This is a genomic window from Geodermatophilus sp. DF01-2 (assembly GCF_004571065.1).
Lineage (GTDB): Bacteria > Actinomycetota > Actinomycetes > Mycobacteriales > Geodermatophilaceae > Geodermatophilus.
Window position 1 is genome coordinate 64,491 of the sequence record NZ_SPQN01000003.1, and the last position, 25,473, is coordinate 89,963.

General features: G+C 73.2%; 23 protein-coding genes and 1 tRNA gene. 2 read left to right on the forward strand and 22 right to left on the reverse strand.

Translation table 11 applies throughout. The features are described 5' to 3' along the window. Window positions 1-17: 17 nt before the first annotated feature. The 11 genes from E4P41_RS01870 to E4P41_RS01920 are packed head-to-tail and all read right to left on the reverse strand — an operon-like array spanning window position 18 to window position 10,510. Complete coding sequence (locus E4P41_RS01870; protein WP_135139179.1) at window positions 18-1,103, reverse strand: acyl-CoA dehydrogenase family protein; 1,086 nt, start codon at window positions 1,101-1,103, stop codon at window positions 18-20. A gap of 13 nt (window positions 1,104-1,116) precedes the next feature. Continuing rightward, a complete protein-coding gene (locus tag E4P41_RS01875) occupies window positions 1,117-2,298 on the reverse strand; it encodes an acyl-CoA dehydrogenase family protein (protein WP_135139180.1) in 1,182 nt (393 codons plus the stop codon). Continuing rightward, the gene (locus E4P41_RS01880) at window positions 2,295-3,155 is read right to left on the reverse strand and encodes an SDR family oxidoreductase (RefSeq protein WP_135139181.1); all 861 of its coding nucleotides are present in this window, start codon (window positions 3,153-3,155) and stop codon (window positions 2,295-2,297) included. The genes E4P41_RS01875 and E4P41_RS01880 overlap by 4 nt, the downstream gene beginning before the upstream one ends. Beyond that, window positions 3,152-4,033 carry an enoyl-CoA hydratase gene (locus tag E4P41_RS01885; protein WP_135139182.1) on the reverse strand — a complete coding sequence of 294 codons (882 nt, stop codon included), beginning with the start codon at window positions 4,031-4,033 and terminating at the stop codon, window positions 3,152-3,154. The genes E4P41_RS01880 and E4P41_RS01885 overlap by 4 nt, the downstream gene beginning before the upstream one ends. Then, a complete protein-coding gene (locus E4P41_RS01890) occupies window positions 4,030-5,064 on the reverse strand; it encodes an acyl-CoA dehydrogenase family protein (protein WP_135139183.1) in 1,035 nt (344 codons plus the stop codon). Before E4P41_RS01890 ends, E4P41_RS01885 begins: the two co-directional genes overlap by 4 nt. Window positions 5,065-5,068: 4 nt before the next feature. Beyond that, the gene (locus tag E4P41_RS01895) at window positions 5,069-6,199 is read right to left on the reverse strand and encodes an acyl-CoA dehydrogenase family protein (RefSeq protein WP_135139184.1); all 1,131 of its coding nucleotides are present in this window, start codon (window positions 6,197-6,199) and stop codon (window positions 5,069-5,071) included. Next, complete coding sequence (locus E4P41_RS01900; RefSeq protein WP_135139185.1) at window positions 6,199-6,960, reverse strand: enoyl-CoA hydratase family protein; 762 nt, start codon at window positions 6,958-6,960, stop codon at window positions 6,199-6,201. Before E4P41_RS01900 ends, E4P41_RS01895 begins: the two co-directional genes overlap by 1 nt. 11 nt (window positions 6,961-6,971) lie before the next feature. Beyond that, entirely contained in the window at window positions 6,972-7,763 is a 792-nt protein-coding gene (locus tag E4P41_RS01905) for an SDR family oxidoreductase (RefSeq protein WP_209307481.1), read from the reverse strand. Continuing rightward, window positions 7,756-8,847, reverse strand: coding sequence for a nitronate monooxygenase (locus E4P41_RS01910; protein WP_245177048.1), 1,092 nt, complete (start codon window positions 8,845-8,847; stop codon window positions 7,756-7,758). Before E4P41_RS01910 ends, E4P41_RS01905 begins: the two co-directional genes overlap by 8 nt. After that, entirely contained in the window at window positions 8,844-9,647 is an 804-nt protein-coding gene (locus E4P41_RS01915; protein WP_135139186.1) for a CoA-transferase, read from the reverse strand. Before E4P41_RS01915 ends, E4P41_RS01910 begins: the two co-directional genes overlap by 4 nt. Further along, a complete protein-coding gene (locus tag E4P41_RS01920) occupies window positions 9,644-10,510 on the reverse strand; it encodes a CoA-transferase (protein ID WP_245177049.1) in 867 nt (288 codons plus the stop codon). Before E4P41_RS01920 ends, E4P41_RS01915 begins: the two co-directional genes overlap by 4 nt. 209 nt (window positions 10,511-10,719) lie before the next feature. Here E4P41_RS01920 and E4P41_RS01925 point away from each other — a divergent pair, with 209 nt between their 5' ends. Beyond that, the gene (locus E4P41_RS01925) at window positions 10,720-12,312 is read left to right on the forward strand and encodes a FadD3 family acyl-CoA ligase (protein ID WP_135139187.1); all 1,593 of its coding nucleotides are present in this window, start codon (window positions 10,720-10,722) and stop codon (window positions 12,310-12,312) included. A gap of 539 nt (window positions 12,313-12,851) precedes the next feature. Here E4P41_RS01925 and E4P41_RS01930 read toward each other — a convergent pair. Then, a tRNA-Asn gene (locus tag E4P41_RS01930) sits at window positions 12,852-12,924 on the reverse strand. Window positions 12,925-13,064: 140 nt separating this feature from the next. On the opposite strand from E4P41_RS01930, the gene E4P41_RS22950 reads away from it, so the two are divergent. Beyond that, entirely contained in the window at window positions 13,065-13,385 is a 321-nt protein-coding gene (locus E4P41_RS22950; RefSeq protein ID WP_245177050.1) for a hypothetical protein, read from the forward strand. Window positions 13,386-13,933: 548 nt separating this feature from the next. On the opposite strand, the gene E4P41_RS01945 is transcribed toward E4P41_RS22950, so the two are convergent. From E4P41_RS01945 to E4P41_RS01990, 10 genes are all read right to left on the reverse strand, one after another. After that, entirely contained in the window at window positions 13,934-14,497 is a 564-nt protein-coding gene (locus E4P41_RS01945) for a hypothetical protein (RefSeq protein ID WP_245177051.1), read from the reverse strand. A 14-nt stretch (window positions 14,498-14,511) separates the two neighbouring features. Then, entirely contained in the window at window positions 14,512-16,893 is a 2,382-nt protein-coding gene (gene dnaG, locus E4P41_RS01950; RefSeq protein WP_135139189.1) for a DNA primase, read from the reverse strand. Continuing rightward, window positions 16,893-17,402: a hypothetical protein gene (locus tag E4P41_RS01955; protein WP_135139190.1), complete on the reverse strand. Its 510-nt coding sequence runs from the start codon at window positions 17,400-17,402 to the stop codon at window positions 16,893-16,895. The genes dnaG and E4P41_RS01955 overlap by 1 nt, the downstream gene beginning before the upstream one ends. A 12-nt stretch (window positions 17,403-17,414) precedes the next feature. Then, window positions 17,415-18,044, reverse strand: coding sequence for a YdcF family protein (locus E4P41_RS01960; protein WP_245177052.1), 630 nt, complete (start codon window positions 18,042-18,044; stop codon window positions 17,415-17,417). A gap of 64 nt (window positions 18,045-18,108) precedes the next feature. Further along, window positions 18,109-20,820: a pyruvate, phosphate dikinase gene (gene ppdK / locus E4P41_RS01965; RefSeq protein WP_135139191.1), complete on the reverse strand. Its 2,712-nt coding sequence runs from the start codon at window positions 20,818-20,820 to the stop codon at window positions 18,109-18,111. A gap of 294 nt (window positions 20,821-21,114) precedes the next feature. Then, on the reverse strand, window positions 21,115-21,567 hold the full coding sequence (locus E4P41_RS01970) for a hypothetical protein (protein WP_135139192.1): 453 nt from the start codon (window positions 21,565-21,567) through the stop codon (window positions 21,115-21,117). Further along, a complete protein-coding gene (dusB, locus tag E4P41_RS01975; RefSeq protein ID WP_135139193.1) occupies window positions 21,564-22,736 on the reverse strand; it encodes a tRNA dihydrouridine synthase DusB in 1,173 nt (390 codons plus the stop codon). Before dusB ends, E4P41_RS01970 begins: the two co-directional genes overlap by 4 nt. A gap of 288 nt (window positions 22,737-23,024) precedes the next feature. Next, entirely contained in the window at window positions 23,025-23,372 is a 348-nt protein-coding gene (locus E4P41_RS01980) for a PIN domain-containing protein (RefSeq protein ID WP_167760880.1), read from the reverse strand. A gap of 24 nt (window positions 23,373-23,396) precedes the next feature. After that, on the reverse strand, window positions 23,397-24,815 hold the full coding sequence (locus E4P41_RS01985; protein WP_135139240.1) for a glycine--tRNA ligase: 1,419 nt from the start codon (window positions 24,813-24,815) through the stop codon (window positions 23,397-23,399). A gap of 62 nt (window positions 24,816-24,877) precedes the next feature. After that, complete coding sequence (locus E4P41_RS01990; protein ID WP_135139195.1) at window positions 24,878-25,441, reverse strand: hypothetical protein; 564 nt, start codon at window positions 25,439-25,441, stop codon at window positions 24,878-24,880. Between the last annotated feature and the right edge of the window lie 32 nt (window positions 25,442-25,473).

Genomic DNA, 25,473 nt, shown 5'->3' on the forward strand with positions numbered 1-25,473 from the left:
ACCGACGATCGGCGTTCCTACAGGCCGGCGGCGGGCGCCAGCAGGCGGCGCAGCTGCTCCGGCGAGCCGCCGGTGTGCTGCACGTGCGCGGCCCGCTTGAACCACAGGTGCGCGTCGTGCTCCCAGGTGATCGCGATCCCGCCGTGCAGCTGGAGCGCCTCGGCGGCGACGTCGGACAGCGCCTGGGCGCACACGAGCTTCGCCAGCGGGGCCACCACCGGCAGCTCCTCCGGGGCGGTCGCCACCACCCCCGCCGCGTAGCGGGCGGTGGACGCCGCGGCCTCGACGGCGGTGAACAGGTCCGCTGCCCGGTGCCGCAGCGCCTGGAACGAGCCGAGGACACGGCCGAACTGCACACGTGTGCGCAGGTGGTCGACGGTGCGCTCCAGGGCCCGCCGCCCGGTGCCGACCGCCTCGCAGGCGGCGGCCACGGCGGCGACGTCGCGGGCGAACGCCGCGGCGTCCGCTCCGCCGACCCGCACCGCCGGCACCCCGTCGAGGGCGAGGTCCGCGGCCCGCCGCGTCTGGTCCATCAGGGGGACGTCGACCCGTGCGAGCCCGGGGGCGTCTCCGGCGACAGCGAACAGCGCGTCATCCCGGTCGTCCACGGCGGCGACGAGCAGCACGTCGGCCGCGCCGCCGTCCGGGACGGCGGCCTTCGAACCGGTCAGCAGCCAACCCTCGGCACCGCGCGCCGCGGCGCACCCGATCCGCGGCGGCCACGACCGGTCCCCGGGCTCGGCCAGCGCGAGCGCGCCGACCGCCCCGTCGACCAGCGCAGGCAGGAAGGCCGCGTCCCCGAAGCGGGCGAGCACCTCCGCGACGACCACCGTCGACGTGTACGGCGCGGCCAGCAGCGCCGCCCCTACCTCCTCGAGCACGACGGCGACCTCGGCGAACGTGGCCCCCGCCCCGCCGAGCTCTTCCGGCACCGCCAGCCCGGTCAGGCCAAGCTCACCGGTCAGCTGGCGCCAGAGAGCGTCGTCCCGGCCCGACGGCGCCGCCATGGCGGCGCGGACGGCCTCGGAGCCGGCCGCCTTGGCCAGCATCGAGCGGACGGCGTCGCGCAGGTCACGCTGCTCCTCGGAGAGCGAGAGGTCCATCGGGTCGGCCTCCTCAGGCGCGGTCGCGGGGCAGGCCGAGGTGGCGCTCGGCGAGGACGTTGCGCTGCACCTCGTTCGAGCCGCCGTAGATGGTGTCGGCCCGGCTGAACAGGAACAGCCGCTGCTCGTCGGTCAGCTCGTAGGGCAGCCCGGAGGTGACGGCGGCGGCCGGCCCCTCCACCGCCATCGCCAGCTCGCCCAGCCGCCGGTGCCAGTTCGCCCACAGCAGCTTCGAGACGTTGGCCGCCCAGGGCGCGTCCCGGGCCGCGTCGGCGCCCAGGGTCCGCAGCGCGGTGTGCCGCATGACCTGGAGGTCCACCCAGGCCGAGACGATGCGGTCGGCGAGCACCGGGTCGTCGGCGGCCCCGTTGACCCGGGCCCGCTCGGTGATGGTCTCCAGCTCGCGGGCGAAGCCGATCTGCTGGCCGAGGGTGGAGACGCCGCGTTCGAAGCCGAGCAGGCTCATCGCCACCCGCCAGCCGTTGCCGGCCTCCCCCACCACGTCGCCGGCGGCGGCGACGGCGCCGTCGAAGAACACCTCGTTGAACTCCGAGGTGCCGGTGAGCTGCACGATCGGCCGCACCGTGATGCCCGGCTGGTCCATCGGCAGGAGGAGGAAGGACAGGCCGGCGTGCCGCTTCGAGCCGAGCTCGGTACGGGCGATCACGAAGCACCAGTCGGACACGTGCGCCAGCGACGTCCAGATTTTCTGGCCGGTGACCACCCACCGGTCGCCGTCCAGGACGGCGCGGGTGCCCACGTTGGCCAGGTCGGAGCCGGCGTCGGGCTCGGAGTACCCCTGGCACCAGAACACCTCGCCGGAGCCGACCCCGGGCAGGAACCGCTGCTTCTGCTCCTCGCTGCCGTGCGCCAGCAGGGTCGGGGCGAGCAGCTGCTCGCCGATGTGCCCCAGGCGCCCGGGTGCGGCGGCGCGGGCGTACTCCTCGTGGAAGATCACCTGCTGCGCGAGGCTCAGCGCCCGCCCGTAGCGGGCGTCCGGCCAGCCGATGCCGATCCAGCCGGCCTCGCCCAGCCGCCGCTCCCAGGCGGCGCGCTCGGCCAGCTGCTCGTGCTCGCGGCCCGGGCCGCCGCTGCCGCGCAGTCCGGCGAAGTCGCCGGAGAGCTGGGTCTCCAGCCAGTCGCGGATCTCCGTCCGGAAGGCGGCGTCCCCCGGGGCCTCGGCGATGCCCGTCATGCGCCGTAGACCGGGGTCGGCGGCACCGCCTCGGCCAGCAGATCCTTGACGACGTCGCCCAGCTCATCCGGGCGCCACCGCCGACCGGCCTCCCGGCGGGGGCCGAACCGCCAGCCGTCGCACAGCCCCACGCGGTCTGCCTCCACCTCGAACACCTGCCCGGTGACGAAGCCGGAGTCCGCCCCGACCAGCCAGACCACCAGCGGCGAGACGTTGGCCGGGTCCATGGCGTCGAAGCCGTCCTCGGGCTTGGCCATGGTCTGGGCGAACACGGCCTCGGTCATCGGCGTGCGCGCGGCGGGGGCGAGCGCATTCACCGTGACGCCGTAGCGGGCGAGCTCGACGGCGGCGACCTGGGTCATCGCCACGACACCGGCCTTGGCCGCGGCGTAGTTGCCCTGCCCGACGCTGCCCATGAGGCCGGCGCCGGAGCTGGTATTGACGATCCGGGCCTCGACCTGCTCGCCGGCCTTGGATCGCTCGCGCCAGTGGGCGGCGGCGTGCCGCAGCGGGCAGAAGTGCCCCTTGAGGTCGACCCGCAGGACGTCGTCCCACTCGGCCTCGCTCATCCCGACCAGCATCCGGTCGCGGACGATGCCGGCGTTGTTCACCAACGCGTCCAGCCGGCCGAAGGTCTCCACGGCGACCCGGACCAGCCCTTCGGCGGCATCCCAGTCGGCGACGTCGCAGGCGTGCGCGACCGCGCTGCCACCGGCGTCCCGGATCTCACCGGCCACGGTCTCGGCAGCGGCGCCGATGTCGTTGACGACGACGTCGAAGCCGGCGGCGCCCAGGGCGAGGGCGTGCGCCCGACCCAGCCCCTGGCCGGCGCCGGTGACGATGACGGAGCGGGTCACTTCGTAGCCTCCTGCGACGTGGTGGCGGTCTTCGCGGCGTCGCGCATCGAGCGGGCGTCATGCCCGCCGAGGGAGTCCGCGCCGACCTCGGCGTTGTGGGCGTGCGCGACGTGGTGCAGGCCGAAGACGGAGTCCATGCCGGCGTGCTGGCCCATCAGGTCCTCGGCCTGGTTGATCGCCTTCTTGGTCAGGGCCAGGCCCAGCCGGGGCATGGTCGCGATCCGGGCGGCCACGTCGGCGACCTCGGCGTCCAGCTGCTCGCGCGACACGACCCGGTTGACCATCCCCCACTCCCGGGCCCGGGCGGCGTCGATCCGTTCACCGAGGTAGAGGAACTCCTTGGCCTGCCGGGTGCCCATCGCCCACGGGTGGGCGAAGTACTCCACGCCCGGGATGCCCATGCGGACGACCGGGTCGGCGAAGAAGGCATCGTCGCTGGCGATGATGAAATCGCAGACCCACGCGAGCATCAGCCCGCCGGCGATGCAGGCGCCCTGCACCTGGGCGACGACCGGCTTGGGCAGCTCCCGCCAGCGCCGGCACATGCCCAGGTAGACCTCGGACTCCCGTGCGTACCGCAGCTCCGCGCCGGACTTGCCGACGTGGTCCCACCACAGCCCGGCCTTGCGGTCGAACGAGGTGTCGACGTCGCGGCCCGGGGTGCCGATGTCGTGCCCGGCGCTGAAGTGCTTCCCCGCGGCGCGGAGGACGACGACCTTCACGTCGTCGTCGGCCGCGGCGTCGTAGAACGCCCGGTCGAGGGCGTAGGTCATCGCCGAGTTCTGCGCGTTGCGGTACTCGGGCCGGTTGAGCGTCACGTAGGCGATGCCGTCCACGACCTCGTAGAGGACGGGCGCGGTCTCGGTCTCAGCGGTCATCGGGTGGCCTCCCAGGGCAGTGCGGACGGGTCGACGGCGGGCGGGAGGCCGAGCGAGTCGGCGACGACGGCGCGGTGGTGCGCGACGTTCCCCCAGGACGCGGCCAGCGCCCAGGAGCGCTTCACGTAGAGGTGCAGGTCGTATTCGACCGTGTAGCCGATCGCACCGTGCGCCTGGATGGTGCTGCGGGCGGTGCGCCCGGCCATGTCCGAGGTCATGGCCTTGGCGGCGGCGACGTGCGCCCGCGCCTCGGGAGCGCCCGCCGCCAGCGAGACGGCGGCCCGCTGGACCACCGGCACGCAGAAACGCAGGTCCAGCAGGACGTTCGCGAGCAGATGCTTGACCGCCTGCTGGCTGCCCACCGGGACGCCGAACTGCTTGCGCTCGCGGGTGTGGGCCACGGCGAGGTCGAGCTGACGGTGCGCGAGGCCGACCAGCTGCGCGGCGGCGGCGAGCGCACCGCGGAGCCAGGCCCGCTCGGTCTCCGCCGGATCCGCGGTCAACGAGGCGCCGGCGACGGACGGGATGCGGGCGGCTGCCCGGCTGCCGTCGACGGTGGTCACCGGCTCCAGGTCCACGCCGGTGAGGTCGACCAGGCGCAGCTCCGCGCCCGAACGCACCAGCGCCCGGTCGCTGCAGCCGGCCCACGGCAGGATGCCGGAGCCGGCCAGCTCCGCAGTACCCACGAGGTCACCGGCGACCAGCGGGCCGAGCTCCGGGGAGCCGTGCGCGGCCAGCAGCGGCGCGAGGACGGCGACGGTCTCGGCGACGGGCAGCGGCACGGCGGCCCGGCCGACCTCCACGAACAGCGGCACGAGGTCGACCTCGGTGAGCCCGAGCCCGCCGTCGTCCTCGGGCACCATGGCGCCGAGCAGGCCGAGGTCCGCGAGCTGCCGCCAGAGCGTCGTCCGGGCCTTGTCCCCTTCCGGACCCCAGGCGGTGCGCACCACCTCCGGCGGGCAGGCGTCGGTGAGCAGCTCGCGGACAGCGCCGGCGAGCTCGAGCTGGTCAGGGGTGGGAGCGAATCTCATCGGGTCACTTCCGGGGCAGCCCGAGCAGGCGCTCGGCGACGATGGAGCGCTGGATCTCGTTGGTCCCGGCGTAGATCGGGCCGGAGAGGGAGAACATGTGGCCGCGGCTCCACGGGCCGTCGACCTCGGCGTCGGGCCCGAGGAGCTGCAACGCCGTCTCGTGCAGGGCGATGTCGAGTTCGGACCAGTACAGCTTGTTGAGGCTGGACTCCGCGCCGGCCTTGCGTCCCTCGACCAGATCCGTCACCTGGGCGAGGGTGAACAGCTGGTAGGCCTCGGCGCGCAGGTGCGCGTCGACCACGCCGTCCCGCGCCGAGGCGGACAGCGAGCCGGCCCGCTCGACGGCCAGCGCCCGGAGCCGCTCGGCGGCCGCGAGGAACCGGCCCGGTGAACGGAGGGTGAGCCCGCGCTCGGAGCCGGTGGTGGCCATGGCCACCGACCAACCCTGGCCGACCCCGCCGAGGACGGCGGAGTCGGGGACGACGACGTCGTCGAAGAACACCTCCGCGAAGCCTTCGTCACCGTCGAGCCGGCCGAAGCCACGGACGGTCACGCCTGGCGTGTCCAGCGGCACGAGGAGGTAGGTGAGGCCGGCGTGCCGGGAGGCCTCGGGATCGGTGCGGAAGAGGCCGAACAGGTGGGTGCAGAAGGCGCCACGCGTGGTCCAGGTCTTCTGCCCGTTGATCCGCCAGCCGCCGTCGATCTTGTCCGCCCGGCTGCTGATCGCGGCGAGGTCGCTGCCCGCGCCGGGCTCGGACCACCCCTGGCCCCACAGCTGCTCGGCTGCGGCCATCTTCGGAAGGATCTCGTCCTGCTGCTCGGGAGTGCCGAACTCGAACACGGTCGGGGCCAGCAGGAAGATCCCGTTCTGGGTGACCCGCTGCGGGGCGCCCGCCCGGTAGTACTCCTCCTCGAAGATCAGCCACTCCCACAGCGAGGCGTCACGGCCGCCGTAGCGCTCGGGCCAGGAGACGACGGCCCAGCGGTCGGCGAAGAGCTTCCGCTCCCACTCCAGGTGGGCGGCGAATCCTTCGCGGGTGTCACCCGAGGGCAGTCCGCGCGGCACGTTGGCCTCGAGCCAGGCGCGGGCCTCGGCGCGGAACGCCTCCTCGGCCGGGGACCAGGTGAGGTCCATCAGCGACCGCCCTCCTTCGCCCCGAAGCCCTCGCGCACCTCGTCGGCGGTGCCGGACAGGTTGAGCTCGAAGGTGAAGCCCTGCTCGAACCGGTAGCTGCGCTTGACGTCCCACAGGTCGATGCCGTTGAGCGCCTCCTTGGCGGCGCGGATGACCGTCGGGTTCTTGGCCGCGATCTGCCCGGCCACCTCGAGGGCCTTGTCGCGGAGCTCGTCGCGCGGCACCACGGCCCACACCGAGCCGAACGAGTGCAGCTGGGCCGCGGTCGCGGTGGCCGAGGTGTAGAACATCGCCCGCATCAGGTGCTGCGGCACCAGCCGCGACAGGTGCGTGGCCGCGCCCAGGGCGCCGCGGTCGACCTCCGGCAGGCCGAAGGTGGCGTCCTCGCTGGCGACGATCACGTCGGCGTTGCCGACCAGGCCGATGCCACCGCCGAGGCAGAAGCCGTGGACGGCGGCGACCACGGGCACCGGGCAGTCGTAGACGGCGGCGAACGCGGCGTAGCAGCCACGGTTGGCGCCGATGATCGCCGAGTGGTCCGGGCTGGCCTGGACCTCCTTGATGTCCACGCCGGCGTTGAAGCCGCGGCCCTCGGCGCGCAGCACGACGGCGCGGGTCGCCGGATCACGGCCGGCCTCGGTCAGCGCGTCGGCGACGGCGTACCAGCCGGCCACGGTCAGCGCGTTGACCGGCGGGGCGTCCATGACGACCTCGGCGATGCCGTTCGCGTCGGCCCGTTCGAACCGGATCCCGGTGTCCATCGATGCCTCTCTCACGGGTGCTGGCTGCTGACGGACACGACCTCGCCCGTCATGTAGCTGGAGTAGTCGCTGGCGAGGAAGGCGATCACGTTGGCGACCTCCCACGGCTCGGCCGCCCGGCCGAACGCCTCGGAGTCGCTGAGCCGGTCCAGCAGCTCGTCGCTGGTGACCTTCGCCAGGAAGGCGTGCATGGCGATGCTGGGCGCCACCGCGTTCACCCGGACGCCCTGCCGGGCGACGTCCATGGCCGTGCAACGGGTCAGCGCCATGACGCCGGCCTTGGCCGCGGCGTAGTGGGCCTGCCCCTGCTGGGCGCGCCAGCCGATGACCGAGGCGTTGTTCACGATGACGCCCGAACCCCGCCCGACCATGTGGCCCAGCACCTCGCGGGTCATCCGGAAGGTGCCGGTGAGCGTCACGTCGAGGACCGAGGACCACTGCTCGTCGGTCATCTCGAGGATGTTCGCCGTCCCGCCGAGGCCGGCGTTGTTGACCAGCACGTCGAGCGAGCCGAACGCGGCGAGGGTGCCCTCGACGAGGGCCGTCACCTGGACCTGGTCTGTGACGTCGCACGGGATGGCGACGACGTCCGTGTCGAACTCCTTCGCCAGGAGCTCGGTGGTCTCGGCCAGCCGGCGCTCGTGCCGGTCGCTGATCGCGACGCGGGCGCCCTCCTCCAGGCAGCGGCGGGCGGTGGCCGAGCCGATGCCGGTGCCGGCCGCGGCGGTGATCAATACCGTCTTTCCGGCCAGCAGGCCGTGACCGGCCGGCGGAGCGGGAACGGACACGCGGGGGTCAGACACCAGCCACCTCCGGGGCGGGAGCGGTCAGGCCGGTGAGCACCTCGGAGGCATGGGCGACGATGCGGTCGATGAGCTCGGCGCAGCTAGGCAGGTCGTCGATCAGACCGGCCACCTGGCCGCTGGCCAGGCTGCCGACGTCGATGCGGCCCTCGACCATGCCGGTGCGGATCATCATCGGGGTGTTGGCGGCCATGAGGACCTGGTCCCACGAGAGCTCGCGGTTCTTCTGCATGGCGAGGCCCTCGCGGACGATGGCCAGCCACGAGCCGCCGGTCTCTCGCTTGAGCGCCACCGCGCTGCGCACCGACGACGGCAGCCGGGACAGCCGCCGGGCGCCGGTGAGCTGCTCGACCATCGGGGTGCGCAGCACGCGCTGCGGCACGCCGTCGATGGCGTCGGTGACCACGGTGCCGTCGACCCCGGCGTCCAGGTAGGCCTGCTTGACCTGGGCCGGAACGGTGGAGTCCGAGGTCAGCAGGAAGCGGGTGCCCATCGCGATGCCCTCGGCGCCGTACGCCAGGGCGGCGACCAGTCCGCGGCCGTCGAAGAACCCACCCGCGGCGATCACCGGGATGTCGACGGCGTCGACGACCTGCGGCAGCAGCAGAGAGGTAGCGACCTGGCCGGTGTGCCCGCCACCCTCGCCGCCCTGCACGAGCACCGCGTCGGCGCCCATGGCCTGGACCTTCTCGGCGTGCCGGCGGGCGCCGATCGAGGGGATGACGACGACGCCGGCGTCCTTGAGCACGCCGATGACCTCGGCCTTGGGGGCGAGGGCGAACGAGGCGACCCGCACGCCTTCGCGGATGAGGGTGCGCGCGCGGTCCATCGCGTCGGGGGCGTCGCCCCGGATGTTGACGCCGAACGGTGCGTCGGTGCGCTCCTTAACTGTGCGGATCGCGGCCAGCATGTCCTCCGGCGAGAGGGTCGCGCTGGCGATGATGCCCAGGCCGCCGGCGGCGGCAGTGGCGGCGGTGAGCTCGGGACCGGAGACCCAGCCCATGCCGGTCTGCACGACCGGGTGGCGGACGCCGGTCAGCTCGGTGAGCCGGGTACGCAGCCGTGGGTGCGGGGTGACCGTCACGCGCGGACCTCCTTGTCCCGCAGGCCGCGCGGGTCGACGACCTCGCGGATGATCCGGAGCTCCTCTGCGGTGGGCAGGCGGCTCTCGGGTACGTCGGCCGGCACGTCGAGCGCGAAGCCGGTGGCCTCGACCACCTGGTCGACGGTGACCCCCGGGTGCACCGAGACCAGCCGCATGGTGTGGTCCGGGCCGCCGAAGTCGAGGACGGCGAGGTTGGTGACGATCCGTCGGATCTCCACGTCTCGCTCGACGTCCCCGCCCACGGCACTGGCCCGGTCGTAGCCGACACCGGCGACCATGTCGACGCGCTCCACGAACACCCGGGTCGAGTGCTTCGGGACCCAGTAGCTGGTCGGGTGGTTGACCGTGTTGCCCGGCGCGCCCCGCACGCCCAGCAGCTGGCGGGTGGGGCGGGCGAACTCGCCCAGCGCGGAGATGTTGGCGTTGCCGAACCGGTCCACCTGGCTCGGGCTCATCATCACGTGCCGCTTGCCCGACCAGAGGATGTCGAAGATCCGGCGGAACGGGACGTAGCCCTCCACCCGGTCGAGCGGCGGCGTCTCGCCGATGGCCCAGGTACCGGTGTACAGCCTAGACTCGCCGTCGGAGAGCAGCAGATCCGGCTCGAAGCTGGCGCGGGCGGTGCGGGCCGCGATCGTGGGAACCGTCATCATCGGGCTGGCCAGGATTTCGCCGTCGCCGCGCCAGGCGTCGGCGCATGCGGCGATGCAGAACTCGGCCCGGGTGACGGTCTCCGGGTCCACCGGAGCGTCGGGACGCACGTCCTCCTGCACACTCATCGGACGGCCTCCAGGGTGCTCGCCGCGACGGCCGCCTGGTAGCTGGCCTCGTCGCCGGACAAGTAGTGGGCGGTGAACGCGGCCCATGCCTCGGGGTCGGCGGCGGCCTGGGCGTATTCGCGCTGGAACGCCTCGTCCCGGCCGTAGTCGGGCTCGCACGTGGTGAAGTGCGCACCATTGGGGGCTTCGACGACGCCGGCGACCTCCGAGCGGCGGACCAGCAGCGACTGCACCGGACCGGCCGCGGTCAGCTCCGCGGTCGGCACGATCCGCTCGCAGGAGACGTAGGCCCGTTCGGCGGCGCCGCAGAACAGGTCGTCGAAGTAGGCGTCGGGGCCCAGGTACTGCCCGTTGCCCGAGGCGTCGGCGCGGTTGAGGTGCACCAGCGCGGCGTCCAGGTGTAACGCCGGCACGGCCAGGTACTCGGTGCCGTCGGCGTAGGGCGAGGTGACCGTCCTCAGGTCGGGATTGACGATGGGAACGTCGGAGCCCAGGCCCGAGCGCAGCGGCAGGAACGACAGTCGGGACGCCGCCGCGTACAGCCCCCACTGCAGCATGCCCTCGTCCCACTCGCTGACCGTGACCGTGCCCCCCTCGCGGGCGGCCCGGAAGTGCGGCTCGAGCGGGATGGAGTCCAGCGACACGAACCCGTAGACCAGGCGCTTCGCCTTCCCGGCCGCCAGCAGCAGGCCCACGTCGGGGCCGCCGTACGCGATCACCGTGAGGTCGTGCAGGTCCGATCGGCAGATCGCACGCACCAGGGACATTGGCTTACGCCGAGAACCCCATCCCCCGATGCCGATGGTCATACCCGAGCGCAGCTCGGCCACCACCTCGTCCTCGGTCATCCGCTTGTCGGCCACCGGTCTCCTTCCTCGATCCCGCACCCGCCGGCCGGACCGTAGGAACCCGGCCGCGGCGCGGTCGGGCGCCGGACCGGTGAGTGGGCGCGATGGGCATCTTGGGCACCGGAGAACGTCAGGGCGCCGGCCGCGCCCACTGAGCGGGACCGGGCCGGAGCGAACGCGAGGCCGCCCTACCGTGGGCGCCCACTCGTCCTTCCGGAGGTCTCATGGGTTCGCCGGCCGCGGACACCGTCCCCGTGCTGCTGCGCCGCACCGCGGCCGCCCGTCCCCACGCCGAGGCGGTGGTCATCGGCACGGTTCGCTGGACCTACGCGGACCTGCTCGAGCGGGTGCGGACGGTGGCCGCCGCGCTGCTTCACCGTGGAGTGCGTCCCGGTGACCGGGTGGCGATCTGGGCGCCGAACTCGGAGCGGTGGGTGGCCGCGGCGCTGGCGCTGCAGCACCTCGGCGTCGCCGTGGTTCCGGTGAACACCCGATACAAGGGCGATGAGGCGCGCGACCTGCTGGCCCGCACCGGCGCGGTCGCGTTGCTGACCGAGTCCGGCTTCCTCGGCCTGGACTACGCGGCGATGCTCGGCGCCGACGGGACGACACCGGTGCCCGGGTTGCCGGCGCTGCGACTGCTGGTCGAGTTGAGAGACGCGCCGACGCCGGGCGCGGTCGGCTGGACCGAGCTCACCGCCACCGTCGACGACGCAGTGCGGGCCGAAGCCGACCGGATGGCCGACGAGGTGACGCCGGCTGCGATCAGCTCGATCCTGTTCACATCCGGGACGACCGGCCGGCCCAAGGGCGCCATGCTCGGGCAGGGCCAGCTGCTGCAGGTGTTCTCCGCCTACGCCCGCGGGCTCGGCGTGGGCCCGGACGACCGCGCGCTGGCCGCCAACCCGTTCTTCCACACGTTCGGTTACGCGGCGGGCATCCTCACCTGCCTGCTCGTCGGCGCCACCCTGGTGCCGCTCCCGCAGTTCGACCCGGCGCAGGTCCTGGAGACCATCGAGCGGGAGCGGATCACCTGGCTGCCGGGCCCGCCGACGGTTTACGCGATGCTCATGGACTCCCCCGCCCGCCCGGACCGGGACACCAGCTCGTTGCGGCTCGCGGTCACCGGCGCGTCGGTCGTCCCCGGAGAGCTGATCCGCCGGATGCGGGCGGATCTGGGTTTCCGGCAGGTCCTCACCGCCTACGGGCTCACCGAGTCCAGCGGCACGGTGACCATGTGCTCACTCGATGATCCCGACGAGGTGGTAGAGCACACCAGCGGCCGGCCGCTGCCCGGGGTGCAGGTGGAGATCCGCGACCAGGCCGCTGGAGTCTGCCCGCCGGGCACGCCCGGCGAGATCTACGTCCGTGGTCCCAACGTGATGGTCGGCTACCTCGATGACCCGGAGGCCACCGCGGAAGCGATCGACGCGGACGGCTGGCTGCACACCGGCGACATCGGCTTCCTCGACGAGGGCGGCTGCCTGCACATCACCGACCGTCTCAAGGACATGTTCATCGTCGGTGGGTTCAACGCCTATCCGGCCGAGATCGAGCGGCTGCTCACCCAGCACCCGGCCGTGTCGCAGGCCGCCGTCATCGGGGTGCCCGATGCCCGGCTGGGCGAGGTGGGCCGGGCCTACGTGATCCCGCGGCTGGGCGCCGAGCTCTCCCCCGCCGAGCTCATCGCCTGGGCCCAGGAACACATGGCCAACTACAAGGTGCCCCGGGAGGTCGTCATTACCGACGACCTGCCGCGCAACGGGGCCGGAAAGATTTCCAAGCTCGACCTACGCGAGCAGGCGCACCAGGCCTGAGGCCCGCTTCGAGCCTCGGCCCGGTCCAGGCGGTCCTTCCGATCGCGCTCACTGGCGTCGGCGGAGGAACCGCTGCGCGACGTGATGGTCCGGCCCGGTACCCGGTCCTCCTCCGAGACCTCTACGCCATCCCGGCTCAACCGGTGCCCCGAGACCATCGCGGCCAGCCTCACCAGTGGCTACGGCTTGCCGGCTGCGATCGGGCGCGCCGACCTTCTGCTTCGCCCTGCGCATGCTCCGCGTCCGCTTCGGATCGAACGCGCCCCGGACCGCTCACCGGGCACGACTGCGGCAGCCGCGAGCAAGGAGCCAAGTCAACGTCCTGGCCACTCAAGATCGTGAGCCATCACACCTCTTGCCCGGCTGGGCGAGAGACGGGCGACCGCGAGGCGGTGAGGTCGCCAGGCCTCACCCTGCAGCTACGGCCTTCGCCCACCGACACGGTAGGATGAGCGGGCTGACCGGATAACCGAATATTGCGGATAGAATGGGGTCGGTTAGCCAGGCTACGGGACGATAGCCGGTGACCTGCGGTGTTGCTCCCCCGATTGGACTCGAACCAATAACCCTGCGATTAACAGTCGCATGCTCTGCCAATTGAGCTACGGGGGATCGGCGGAGTGACCCGCACGTCGGGACAAGGCTACCCCACGCGGTCCACGAGGCCGCGGAGGGTCCTTCGCGTCGCGCGCCCGGCGTCGGCACGGTTACCGTGATCGTCCACTCTTCCGCGTCTCACCTGGAGGTTCTCCATGGCGAAGCTGTCCTTCCTCGTCGGCTTCGGTGCCGGGTACGTGCTCGGCGCGAAGGCGGGCAAGGAGCGCTACGAGCAGATCCGCCGCGCCTGGGAGCGGGCCAAGGACAACCCGCAGCTGCAGGGTCTGGCCGGCATGGCCCAGGCCCGAGCCGACGGGGTGCTGAACTCGGTCAAGGCCCGCGTGGGCCTCGACGGCTCCGGCGACCGCTCGACGACGCCCCGGCCGGGGTCGGGCCCCCGGGACCGCTCCGCATCGACCACCACCCCGGCATCGGACACCCCGCTGCCCCCTCCGGACACCAGCGGCGGTCTCTGAGCAAGGACCCCTGCCCGGCGTCGCCCAGGTGCCGGGTCAGGCCGGCGCCGTAGCCGCCGGCACCCTCCAGCGCCCACGCCCGCAGCCCGGAGTACTGCTCGGCCAGAGCGCTCAGCTCGGCGTATCCGTCGGGATCGGCGCTCACCGTGGCCCGGGCCAGCACCCCGCCGGTGCGAGCGTCGACCACCGCGGCGGTGTGGGTGTTTTTGTGCGTGTCGACGCCGTATGACGACCTCGACCAGTTCTGCCAGCATGGACATGCGTTCTCTCCTCGCCAGATGGGACGCAGCAGGTCCCGGTCCGGTGCGGAGATGGGCAGGACTGTGATGAGACACGCCAGCCACCAACTGGCGGTCAAGCTCCTGATCAGGCCAACGTCTCCGGCCGGGCCGGTGCCGGCAGCAGCAGGCGGACAGGTCCCCGGCAAGGCACAAGGCCGGTCCTTCTATGAGTCACACCTGCTGCTGCCAGCCGTCAGCCCACCATCGATGCGCTGACCCGACCACTCTCACAGTCCTTCTACCTGCAGGGGGCCGATCGCGGCCGGCTCAGCCCGGTTGGTCGGCCGCGACCGCCTCGGCGAGCTTCTGCCGCGCGGCCTCCCGCGCGGCGGGGTCGCTGCGGTCGGCGTCGTTGTCGAAGACGACGGTCCACTCCCGCTCGGCCTGGCCGGGCACCCGTCGGGCGACGAGCACCACCCCTCCCCGGCCGGGCAGGGGCGAACGTCGGCTGGCGACCACGGTCTGGTCCACCCGCCGGCGGACGACGGGCGGCAGACCCCCGGCGTCGCGAAGGGCGTGCCGCTCGACCGGCAACCGCGCCTGCACTCCCGGCTCGACCTCGGTCAGCGGGGTCACCTCGAATCGGCCGCCGCCGTCCCCGGTCGCCGTCCAGCGGGCCGTGCCGACCTCGTGCCACGGCCGCACGCCGACTTCGCCGGCGTGCGGCAACGGCAGGTCCGCCGGAACACGACGCAAGCCGCGGGACGTCGCGACCAGCCAGCCCTCGTCCCGCACGAGCGCGCCCCAGGCCAGCACCCGCTCGTCCGGGTCCGGCGAGGCGAGCACCACCGCCCGCACCGGCTCCGGCGGCCGGGCGAGACGCCGCCGCACGCGGTCGAGCAGAGTCACTCCCCCAGCCCGCCCATCGCCCGCTTGCGCAGCGAGATCGCTTTCTGCTCGAGCGCCATGAGCTCGCCGAAGGCCCGCATGTACTCGTCACCGGCCTCGACCGGGTTCATCCGCTGCAGCCGGCCCTTGAGCGCCGCCACCTGGCGGACGGTGTGCATCTCCTCCAGCCGGGCCAGCACCGCGTTGACGTACCCGGCGTCGGCCTCGCCGACCGAGCGCGTCGGCTCGACGGCCAGCGCGGTCAGCAGCGCCCGCGCGCTGTCCCGGGTGCAGCGCGCGGCCACCTTGTCCAACCACGCCGGCCCGGTGACCCGGGTGGCGGCCGCTCCCCCGGTGGCGGCGACCGCGGCGGCGACCGCGGCGTAGTCGGGGTCGGTGTAGGCCTCGGCCGGGATGGCGTCGAACGACGGTCCGGCCAGCTCCGGTGACTGCAGTGCCGCCTTCAGCGCCTCGCGCTCGATCTCGACCGCGACGTCGTCCGGACTCTTCTTCGGCGTCCGCGGCCGCCCGCGCTGCACTGCCCCGCCGTCCCCGGTGAGCCGGCGCACCCGCTCGAGCACGTCGGCCTCGTCGGTGTTGCCGATCATCCCCGCCAGCTGGCGGGCGTAGGCTGGGCGCAGCGCGTGGTCCTTGATCTGCGCGACCAGCGGGACGGTCTTCTGCAGCGCGGCCACCCGCCCCTCGACGGTGTCGAGGTCGTATCCGGCCAGCGTGGTCTTGAGGACGAACGCAACCAGCGGCGTCCGCCGGCCCACCAGGTCCCGGACGGCGGCGTCGCCGTGCGCCTGGCGCAGCTCGCAGGGGTCGCGGCCGTCGGGCTCGACGGCGACGAAGGTCTGCCCGACGAAGCGCTGGTCCTCGGCGAAGGTCTTCATCGCCGCGGCCTGCCCGGCGGCGTCGCCGTCGAAGGTGTAGATGACCTCGCCGCGGAACTCGTCCTGGTCCATGAGCAGCCGGCGCAGCACGCCGATGTGCTCGGGGCCGAAGGCGGTGCCGCACGAGGCGACGGCGGTGGTCACGCCGGCCAGGTGGCAGGCCATGACGTCGGTGTAGCCCTCGACGACGACGGCCTGGTGACGGCGCGAGATGTCGCGCTTGGCCCGGTCGACGCCGTAGAGCACGCTGCTCTTCTTGTAGAGCGGCGTCTCGGGGGTGTTGAGGTACTTGGGGCCGGGGTCGTCGTCCATCAGCTTGCGGGCGCCGAAGCCGATGACGTCGCCGGTGATGTCGCGGATCGGCCAGACCAGCCGCCGGTGGAAGCGGTCGATGAGCGTGCCTCGGCTCGACTCCTTGGCCAGCCCCGCGGTCACCAGCTCCTGCTGGCTGAAGCCCTTGCCGCGCAGGTGGCGGGTCAGCGCGTCCCAGCCGCCGGGGGCGAAACCGCAGCCGAAGTCCACCGCCACCTGCCGGTCGAAGCCGCGGTCGGCGAGGAACTGCCGGGCCGGCGCGGCCTCGGGGCTGCCCAGCTGCTCGGCGTAGAACGCCGCGGCCGCGGTGTTGGCCGCGACCAGCCGGGCCCGCTGCCCGGCCTGCTCCCGGGACGGCGCGCCGGTGGGCCGGCCGCCGTCGTCCTCGTAGTGCAGCTCGACGTTCGCCCGCCCGGCCAGCAGCTCGACCGCCTCGGTGAAGGACAGGTGGTCGATCTCCTGCACGAAGCGGATGACGTCACCACCGACGCCGCAGCCGAAGCAGTTCCCCGTGAGGATGTCGTCCTCGAGCGTGAAGGCATGGGTGCCGGGCACCTCGGCGCAGTACACCTCCTCGACCCGGTCGCTCCACTCGACCGACCCGACCACCCAGCTCCCGGATGGGCCCTGGGTCGGAGTCTCATCCGACACGGCACCAGGGAGCTCGCCATGGGTGGCGGCGCCGATGGCCGCGAGCGCCGGCACGCGTTCCCGCGGGAACGCGGAGCACAGCCGGTCGCCGGGCCGGAGGTCCTTGGTCAGCTCCTCCCGACGGGACCCGCCGGACGGGACGAACCAGCGGTGCTCGTCGGTCGCGTGCAGGACCTTCGTCCGGCCGTTGCGGCTCAGCGTCACCGTCATCAGCCGCTGGACGCCGTACGACCTGAACGGCGCCTCCACCCACCCGCCGTCACCGTCGAGGACCTTCACCGTCCTCCCGGCGAGCTCCCGGATGGGGACGACGCCGTCCTCGGTGAGGACCCCGGTCTCCCCTGCCAGGCAGTGGTACAGCCCCCGACTCGGGGTGACGTGGAAGGACGGCGACTTCTCGTCGTGGAACGGGCAGAGCCCCTTGAGGCTGCCGCCGCCCGCGCGCTTGAGCTGCAGGTGGTCGCCGACGACCTCGTCGATCTTCGACCGCTCGCGGACCAGCGCGATGTCGGCGGCCCGGATGCGTCCCCGACCGGCCATCACTCACCCCCTCCCCCACCGTCGCCGCCGCCGCCCGCCCCGACGACGGCGGCGTCGCGGCGCCGGACGATCAGCTCCAGCCACAGCAGGAAGACCTGCTGGTGCAGCGGCAGCGCGGCGTGGGCCTGCAGTGTCGGCCGCGGCGACCAGCCTCCGGTGGTGCCGCCCATGGCAACCTGCTCGCCACCGGTCGCATGGCGGAGACCACCGCGCCAGAACGACGCGCGGACGGCCCGGACCGGCGCCCCCTCGAGGTCGAGGAACCAGGTGCCCCTCCACCACGAGGTCTGCCGGGCGCGAAGCCGCGCCGTCCCCTCGGGGTCGGCCGCCCACCGGCCGGTGAGCTCCCGCCTGGCCTTCGCGAACACCCACTCGCGGTCGCCGACGACGGCCGTGGCCGCCTCCTTCCAGTTCGACGCCCGCACCGTGGCGACGACGGAGCCGTCGCGCAGCACGGGCCGCACGCCCTTCCCGGTGCCGGCCGAGCCGGCCCTGCCCAGTTCGAGCACAGCCTCCTCCGCTCAGCCGATCCCGGGCGCACCGGCGACGCTCTCGCCGGTCGCGCGGTAGAGCAGATAGGCCGCCGTCTCGCGGAGGATGTAGCGGAACTGTGTGGCGCGGGTCTGCACCGCGGGGCCCTGCCGGGTCGGTGAGCTGTCGGCCGCGATGCCGGCGTCCTCGGCCATCCGCTCGGCGCGCATGGCGTGCCACGGGTCGGTGACCAGGACGGCGGAGTCCCAGCCGCGCTCGTCGAACACCGCGGCGACGGCCCGCATGCTCTCCAGCGTGTCCACGCCCTCCTCGACCGCGAGCAGCGCGTCCTCGGACACGCCCGCCCCGGCGAGGTAGGCGCGGCCGGACGCGGCCTCGGTGAACTGGTCGCCGGCCGCCTTCCCGCCGACGGTCACGACCATCGGCGCGACGCCCTGCTCGTACAGCGCGAGGGCGTGCTCGAGCCGGGCCTCGAAGATCGACGACGGGACGCCGTTGTACTGGGCCGACCCGAGCACCACGATCGCGTCGGACGCCGGGCGCGAGTCCTGCCGCGCCGTCCACCAGATCGCCGTCGCGGTGGAGACGACCAGCAGGACCACGGCGAGCACGACAGCGCCGACGACCCGGCCCACCAGGCTCCCCGCGCGCACACCCACGCGTCATGGGTACCACGCGGGTCCGTCGGTTCGTGGACGGTGCGACGGTGTGCCGGGCCCCGGATCAGGAGCCGGCGTGCTCCGCCCCCAGCGCGGCACGGCCGGCCTCCAAGCGAGCCACCGGCACGCGGAACGGCGAGCAGGAGACGTAGTCCAGCCCCACCTCGTGGAAGAAGTGCACCGAGTCCGGGTCACCGCCGTGCTCGCCGCAGATGCCGACCTTGAGCCCGGGCCGGGCCGCGCGACCGCCCTCGACGCCGATCTCCACGAGCCGGCCGACGCCGTCACGGTCGAGCGACTCGAACGGCGAGATGCCGAAGATGCCCTTGTCCAGGTAGGCGTGGAAGAACGCGGCCTCGACGTCGTCCCGGGAGAAGCCCCAGGTCATCTGCGTGAGGTCGTTGGTGCCGAAGGAGAAGAACTCGGCCGACTGGGCGATCTCCGCGGCGGTCAGCGCAGCGCGAGGCACCTCGATCATCGTCCCGATCAGGGCCTGCACGTCGACGCCGTGGCTCTCGCACACCTCGCCGAGGACGCGCTCGGACTCGTCCCGGATCGCCTCCAGCTCCTGGACCGCTCCGACCAGCGGGATCATGATCTCCGGCCGCGGGTCGCCGCCGGCCTTCCGGCGCTCGGACGCCGCCTCGGCGATCGCCCGCACCTGCATGGCGAACAGCCCCGGCACCACCAGGCCCAGCCGGACGCCGCGCAGACCGAGCATCGGGTTGGACTCGTGCAACCGGCGGACGGCGGCCAGCAGCCGCAGCGTGCCCTCGTCGGCGTGCCCCTGCGCCTCGGCGACCGCGACCCGCACGGAGAGGTCGGTGAGGTCCGGGAGGAACTCGTGCAGCGGCGGGTCGAGCAGCCGGATGGTCACCGGCAGGCCGTCCATCGCCTCGAAGATCTCCAGGAAGTCCTGCTTCTGCAGCGGCTCCAGCGCGTCGAGCGCGGCCTGCCGCTCGTCGTCCCCCTCGGCGAGGATGAGCTTCTCCACCAGCTGCCGCCGGTCGCCGAGGAACATGTGCTCGGTCCGGCACAGGCCGATGCCCCGCGCGCCGAACCGGCGCGCCCGGGCGGAGTCCTCCGGGGTGTCGGCGTTGGTCCGCACCTCCAGCCGCCGCACCTCGTCGGCGTGGGTGAGGATGCGGTGCACGCTGCGGACCAGGTCGTCGGCCTCGGCGGAGTCCGGGTCGATCTCGCCCTCGAAGTACCGGACGACGGCGGAGTCCTCGACCGGCACCTCGCCCAGCCAGACCTTGCCGGTGGAGCCGTCGATCGAGACGACGTCACCCTCCTCCACGACCGTGCCGCCGGGCGCGGTGAACTTCTTCGCCTTGGTGTCGACCTGCAGCTCCTCGGCTCCGCAGACGCAGGTCTTCCCCATGCCGCGAGCGACGACGGCCGCGTGCGAGGTCTTGCCGCCGCGGCTGGTCAGCACGCCCTCCGCGGCGATCATCCCGGAGAGGTCGTCGGGGTTGGTCTCCCGGCGGACCAGCACGACCTTCTCGCCGCGGTTCGCCCACTCCACGGCCGTCTCCGACGAGAACACCGCCTTGCCGACGGCGGCGCCCGGCGAGGCGTTCATGCCTTGGGTGAGCTGGGTGGCGTCCCCGCCGGAGACGAAGCGCGGGAACATCAGCTGGGCGAGCTGGTCGCCGGTGACCCGCCGGACCGCCTCGTCCAGATCGATGAGGCCCTCGTCGACCAGCTGGGTGGCGATCCGGAAGGCCGCGGCCGCCGTCCGCTTGCCGACCCGGGTCTGCAGCATCCACAGCTTGTTGCGCTCGACGGTGAACTCGATGTCGCACAGGTCCCGGTAGTGCGACTCGAGGCGCGACATGATGCCGAGCAGCTCCTCGTAGGCGCCCTGGTCGATGCGTTCGAGCTCGGGCAGCGGCACGGTGTTGCGGATGCCGGCGACGACGTCCTCCCCCTGCGCGTTCTGCAGATAGTCGCCGTACACGCCCTGCTCACCGCTGCCGGGGTCGCGGGTGAAGGCCACGCCGGTGCCGGAGTCCATGCCCAGGTTGCCGAAGACCATGGCGACGACGTTGACCGCGGTGCCGGCGTCGCCGGGGATGCGCTCGCGACGGCGGTAGAGGATGGCCCGCTCGGAGTTCCACGAGTCGAAGACGGCGCTGATCGCCAGGTCCAGCTGCTCGCGCGGGTCCTGCGGGAAGTCGCGGCCGCACTGCTCGCGCACGATGGCCCTGAACCGCCCGACGACGTCCTCGAGGTGCTGGGCGTCGAGGTCCAGGTCGGACTCGGTGCCCTGCTCGTGCTTGACCTCGTCGAGGGCGTCGTCGAAGAGCTCACCGTCGATGCCGAGGACGGTCTTGCCGAACATCTGGATCAGCCGGCGGTAGGAGTCCCACGCGAAGCGCTCGCTGCCGGACTGCGCGGCCAGCCCGCGGACCGACTCGTCGTTGAGGCCGACGTTGAGGACGGTCTCCATCATTCCGGGCATCGACGCCGCGGCACCGGACCGGACGGACACCAGGAGCGGATCCGACGGGTCGCCGAGGGTCTTGCCCATCGCCTTCTCCAGCGCCGTCAGGTGCTCGGTCACCTGGTCGGCCAGCTCCGGCGGGGTGCTGCCGTGCTGGAGGTAGTGGCGGCAGGCGTCGGTGGTGATGGTGAACCCGGGCGGCACGGGCAGTCCGAGGTTGGTCATCTCCGCCAGGTTCGCGCCCTTGCCGCCCAGCAGGTCCTTCTGGTCCTTGCTGCCCTGGCTGAAGTCGTAGACCCAGGTCGTCGCCCCGGTTCCGTCCGCCACCGTGCACCTCCGCGCTCGTTCGCCGGCCGCTGTTGCCCGCCGGGGACGGCGCCCCGGGTCCCCCGTCCGCCGCCTCGGCGAGCACGGCCCCGAGCTGCTGTCGCAGGTAGACGTCTCATACGTCCGCTCGGGACCAGACAGCGATCGTGGCCCAGCCGAGAGGGACGCGCCAGCCCGCCGGGCTCGGTGACGGACCGAACGGCCGCCCGTCAGGGTCCTGCCGGCCCCGTCCCGGGCTCCGCCCTGAGCCTGCGAAGGGTGGGGTCCTTCCACGAGGCGTGGGGGAGGTCTTTCTCAGTCCGACGTGGTCCCGCAGACGCGGGCGCCCTGCTCGCTGACCACGGTGAGGACGGAGGTGCTGCCGTCGCTCCAGCTCACCTCGACCCGCTGGACCGGCGCGCCGTCCACCTCGTCGGCGATCGTGCCGGTGACCTCCCCGGTGCCGCCCGCCGCGTACTCGGCGGGCACCGCCTGGGGCGCGACCCGAGCCCGCTCCTCGGCGCAGAGCAGGCCGTAGGCCGTCTCGAGGTCGTCCTGGGCGAGCGCGGCGAGGAAGACGCCGGTGACCTGCCGCGCCTGCTCCTCCGGGCTGCCCTTCACCAGCGGCAGTCCGACGGCCATGCCGACGGCGACGGCGACCGTGCCGCCGATGACCGCCAGGATCAGCGCCCGCGCCGGCCGCGGGGTGCCGGTGTGCAGCGGCGCCGGGTCGTCGTCGTAGAGGTAGGGACCCTGGGTGCTGCTCATCCGCCGCTCGCCATCAGCTCGGCCCCGGCCGGCGGCCGGGGGTCGTCGCGGTCGGCCAGCCAGCCCTCGGGGAGGGCCACCGGGCGCGGCGGGCTGGTGCGCCCGCGCGGTCCGCCGAGCACCGCCGTCGGGTAGGGCTGGTCGGGGATGCCGGCCAGCAGCTCGGCCAGCTCGTCGAGGGAGCCCACCATCGCCAGCGCCCGGCGGACGTCGGAGCCGACGGAGAAGCCCTTGAGGTACCAGGCCACGTGCTTGCGGAAGTCGGTGCAGCCGTGCAGCTCGCCCTGCTCCTCGCTCAGCAGGGTCGCGTGCCGGTGCATGACCGTGGCGACCTCGCGCAGGGTGGGCAGCGCGCGTCGGGACCTCCCGGCGAAGGCGGCTGCCAGGTCGCCGAACAGCCACGGTCGGCCCAGGCAGCCCCGGCCGATGACGACGCCGGCGCACCCGGTCTCGGCCACCATCCGCAGCGCGTCGTCGGCCTCCCAGATGTCGCCGTTGCCCAGCACGGGGATGTCGACGGTCTCGACCAACCGCGCGATCGGCGCCCAGTCGGCGGTGCCGCTGTAGAGCTGGTCGGCGGTGCGCCCGTGCAGGGTGATCGCGGCGGCGCCCTCGTCCTGGGCGATCCGGCCGGCGTCTGCGTAGGTGACGTGGTCGGCGTCGATGCCGATGCGGGTCTTCACGGTCACCGGCACGTCCCGCGCGGCACCGACGGCGGCACGCACGATGTCGCGGAAGAGCACCCGCCGCCACGGCAGCGCCGAGCCCCCGCCCTTGCGGGTCACCTTGGGCACCGGGCAGCCGAAGTTGAGGTCGATGTGCGCCGGGCGGGTGCCGGCGACGCCCTCGTCGACGAGCATCTCGACCGCGCGGCCCACGGTGGCCGGGTCGACGCCGTAGAGCTGGACGGAGAAGGCGTCCTCCTCGTCCGGGGTCGCCCGCACCATCTGCAGCGTCTTCTCGTTGCGCTCGACCAGCGCCCGTGTGGTGATCATCTCGCAGACGTAGAGGCCGGCGCCGAACTCGCGGCACAGCGTGCGGAACGCCGGGTTGGTGATGCCGGCCATCGGCGCGAGCACCACGGCGGGGTCGACGGTGAGCGAGCCCAGGCGCAGCGGAGCGTAACCGGTCGCGGAGGACGACGGCCGCTCGAGGACGCTGCTGCTCACCGCTCCAGGGTAGGCGGTGCCCTTCCGTCGATCTCCGCGGAAACCGCCGTCGGGGAGCAGCGGGCTGAGGCTTGCAAACCTGGCCGTGTGCGGTGCACCGACTGGGACCACGACCGCTGGTACACCACCTGCTCTTCGAGCACGTCCCGGTCCCACGCTCACCGTCCGGCAGGTGCGGTCGCAGGTGGGAACCGTGCTGCGGGGCATGCGGGTGCGGCGACTGCTCCTCCGGCGCTAACTGCTCACCTGGACCAAGCCGCCGGGCCGTCGTCCACCCGCAGCCGGCCGTCATCCCACCGGCACCGTCCGCAGGTCGGTGTGCTGCGCCAGCACCGCGAAGTCGCGGTCCCGGTGCAGGACGGGCACGCCGTTGCGCAGCGCCACGGCGGCCACGAGACAGTCGTTGAGCGAACGGGGTGCCTCACCCCCGCGACGGCAGGCGCGGTAGAGGCCGGCGGCCATTTCGGCGTCGATCGGGGACTCCTGCCGCAGGTGTGCCGCTCCGGCGAGGAACCGGCGCAGACGGTCGGCGTGCATCTCGTCGGTCGTCCCGGCGAGCACCTCCAGCAGGACGACGTCGGTCGTCGCGGCCCGCCGCTCGTCGATGAGAGCGTCGAGCGCCTCGGCCTCCGGCACCGGTTCGTCTCGCAGGGGCCCGCTTCAGCAGACGGGGAGGCGGGTCTTCAGGTAGGTCTCGACCTGGTCCAGCCCGACCCGCTCCTGGCTCATCGAGTCGCGCTCGCGGACGGTCACCGCGTCGTCGGTGAGGGTGTCGAAGTCGACGGTGAGGCAGAACGGCGTGCCGATCTCGTCCTGCCGCCGGTACCGGCGGCCGATGGCGCCGGCGTCGTCGAAGTCGACGTTCCAGTTCTGCCGCAGCTTCGCGGCCAGGTCGCGGGCCTTGGGCGAGAGGTCGGCGTTGCGCGACAGCGGCAGGACGGCGGCCTTCACCGGCGCCAGCCGCGGATCCAACCGCAGCACCGTGCGGATGTCGACGCCGCCCTTGGCGTTGGGGGCCTCGTCCTCGGTGTAGGCCTCGACGAGGAAGGCCATGAGCGAGCGGGTCAGGCCGGCCGCGGGCTCGATGACGTACGGCGTCCAGCGGGTGTTGGTGCCCTGGTCGAAGTAGGTGAGGTCGGCGCCGGAGTGCTCCGAGTGCGTCTTCAGGTCGAAGTCGGTGCGGTTGGCGATGCCCTCGAGCTCACCCCACTCCGAGCCCTGGAAGCCGAAGCGGTATTCGATGTCGACGGTGCGCGTCGAGTAGTGCGACAGCTTCTCCTTCGGGTGCTCGTAGTGCCGCAGGTTCGCCGGGTCGATGCCCAGGTCGGTGTACCAGCGGGTGCGCTCGTCGATCCAGTACTGGTGCCAGGTCTCGTCGGTGCCGGGCTCGACGAAGAACTCCATCTCCATCTGCTCGAACTCGCGCGTGCGGAAGATGAAGTTGCCGGGGGTGATCTCGTTGCGGAAGGACTTGCCGATCTGGCCGATGCCGAACGGCGGCTTCTTCCGCGCCGCCCCCATCACGTTGGCGAAGTTGACGAAGATGCCCTGGGCGGTCTCCGGGCGCAGGTAGTGCAGCCCGGACTCGTCCTCGACCGGGCCGAGGTAGGTCTTGAGCATCATGTTGAAGTCGCGTGGCTCGGTCCACGCGCCCTTCGTGCCGCAGTTCGGGCAGCTGATGTCGGCCAGGCCGTTCTCCGGTGCCCGTCCCTTGCGCGCCTCGAACTCCTCCTCGAGGTGATCGGCCCGGAAGCGCTTGTGGCAGCTCTGGCACTCGGTGAGCGGATCGGTGAAGACCCCGACGTGGCCGGAGGCCACCCAGGTCTGGCGCGGCAGGATCACCGAGGAGTCGAGGCCCACGATGTCGTCCCGGCTCTGGACGACGGTCCGCCACCACTGCCGCTTGATGTTCTCCTTGAGCTCGGTGCCCAGGGGCCCGTAGTCCCAGGCGGAGCGGGTGCCGCCGTAGATCTCGCCCGACGGGAGGACGAACCCCCGGCGCTTGCAGAGGTTCACCACCTTGTCGAGGCGGGCGGGGTCGTGCTTGGCGGGACTGTCGCTCACGGGGAGGGGCTCCATCCGGCTGGCGGTCGGCGGGTTGACCGCTCCACGGTAGTTGCCGGGCCGGCCGTGCTCGCCCATCACCCGCTCCCGAGCAGCACGACCGCCGACACCCCCGCCGCGATCATCAGGAGGAGCACGAACAACGCCAGCGCCCGGACGGGGTGGCGGCGCGGGACGACGCGCGGGTACGGCAGCGGGCCCGGTCCCGGGCCGGCCAGCCACGCCACCGTCGCTGCGTCGCCGGGTCGGCCGGTGCCGCCCGGCAGGTGGACGGTGGGCCGGTCCGCGACCGGGGCCTCCGGCTCGGCCGCGGGTGTCGACGTCGCGTCGGCCGGCGCCTCGGGGGCCGGAGCAGCGGCGGACGCCGGCACCGCCCGCCTCGGGGCCGGCCGGGCGCCGGCGACCGTCGGCAGCGCCGGCATCACCGTCGTCGGGGGCCCGGCCACGGCGGGCGCCTCGGTCGGGGACGGCGTCTCTCCCGGGAGCGACACCCCGGCTGGGGGCGGCACCACGAAGTTGCCGATCAGGCGCGTCGGCCGCTCGCCGGTCGGCACGGGGAGGACGCGGACGGGACGGGTCCGCTCGTCGCCTGCGGCGGCCGGATCGGGCCGGCCGGGCTCGACGGAGGGTTGCTGGCTCACGATGACTCCCCGCGTCGTCCGAGCGGCGCCGC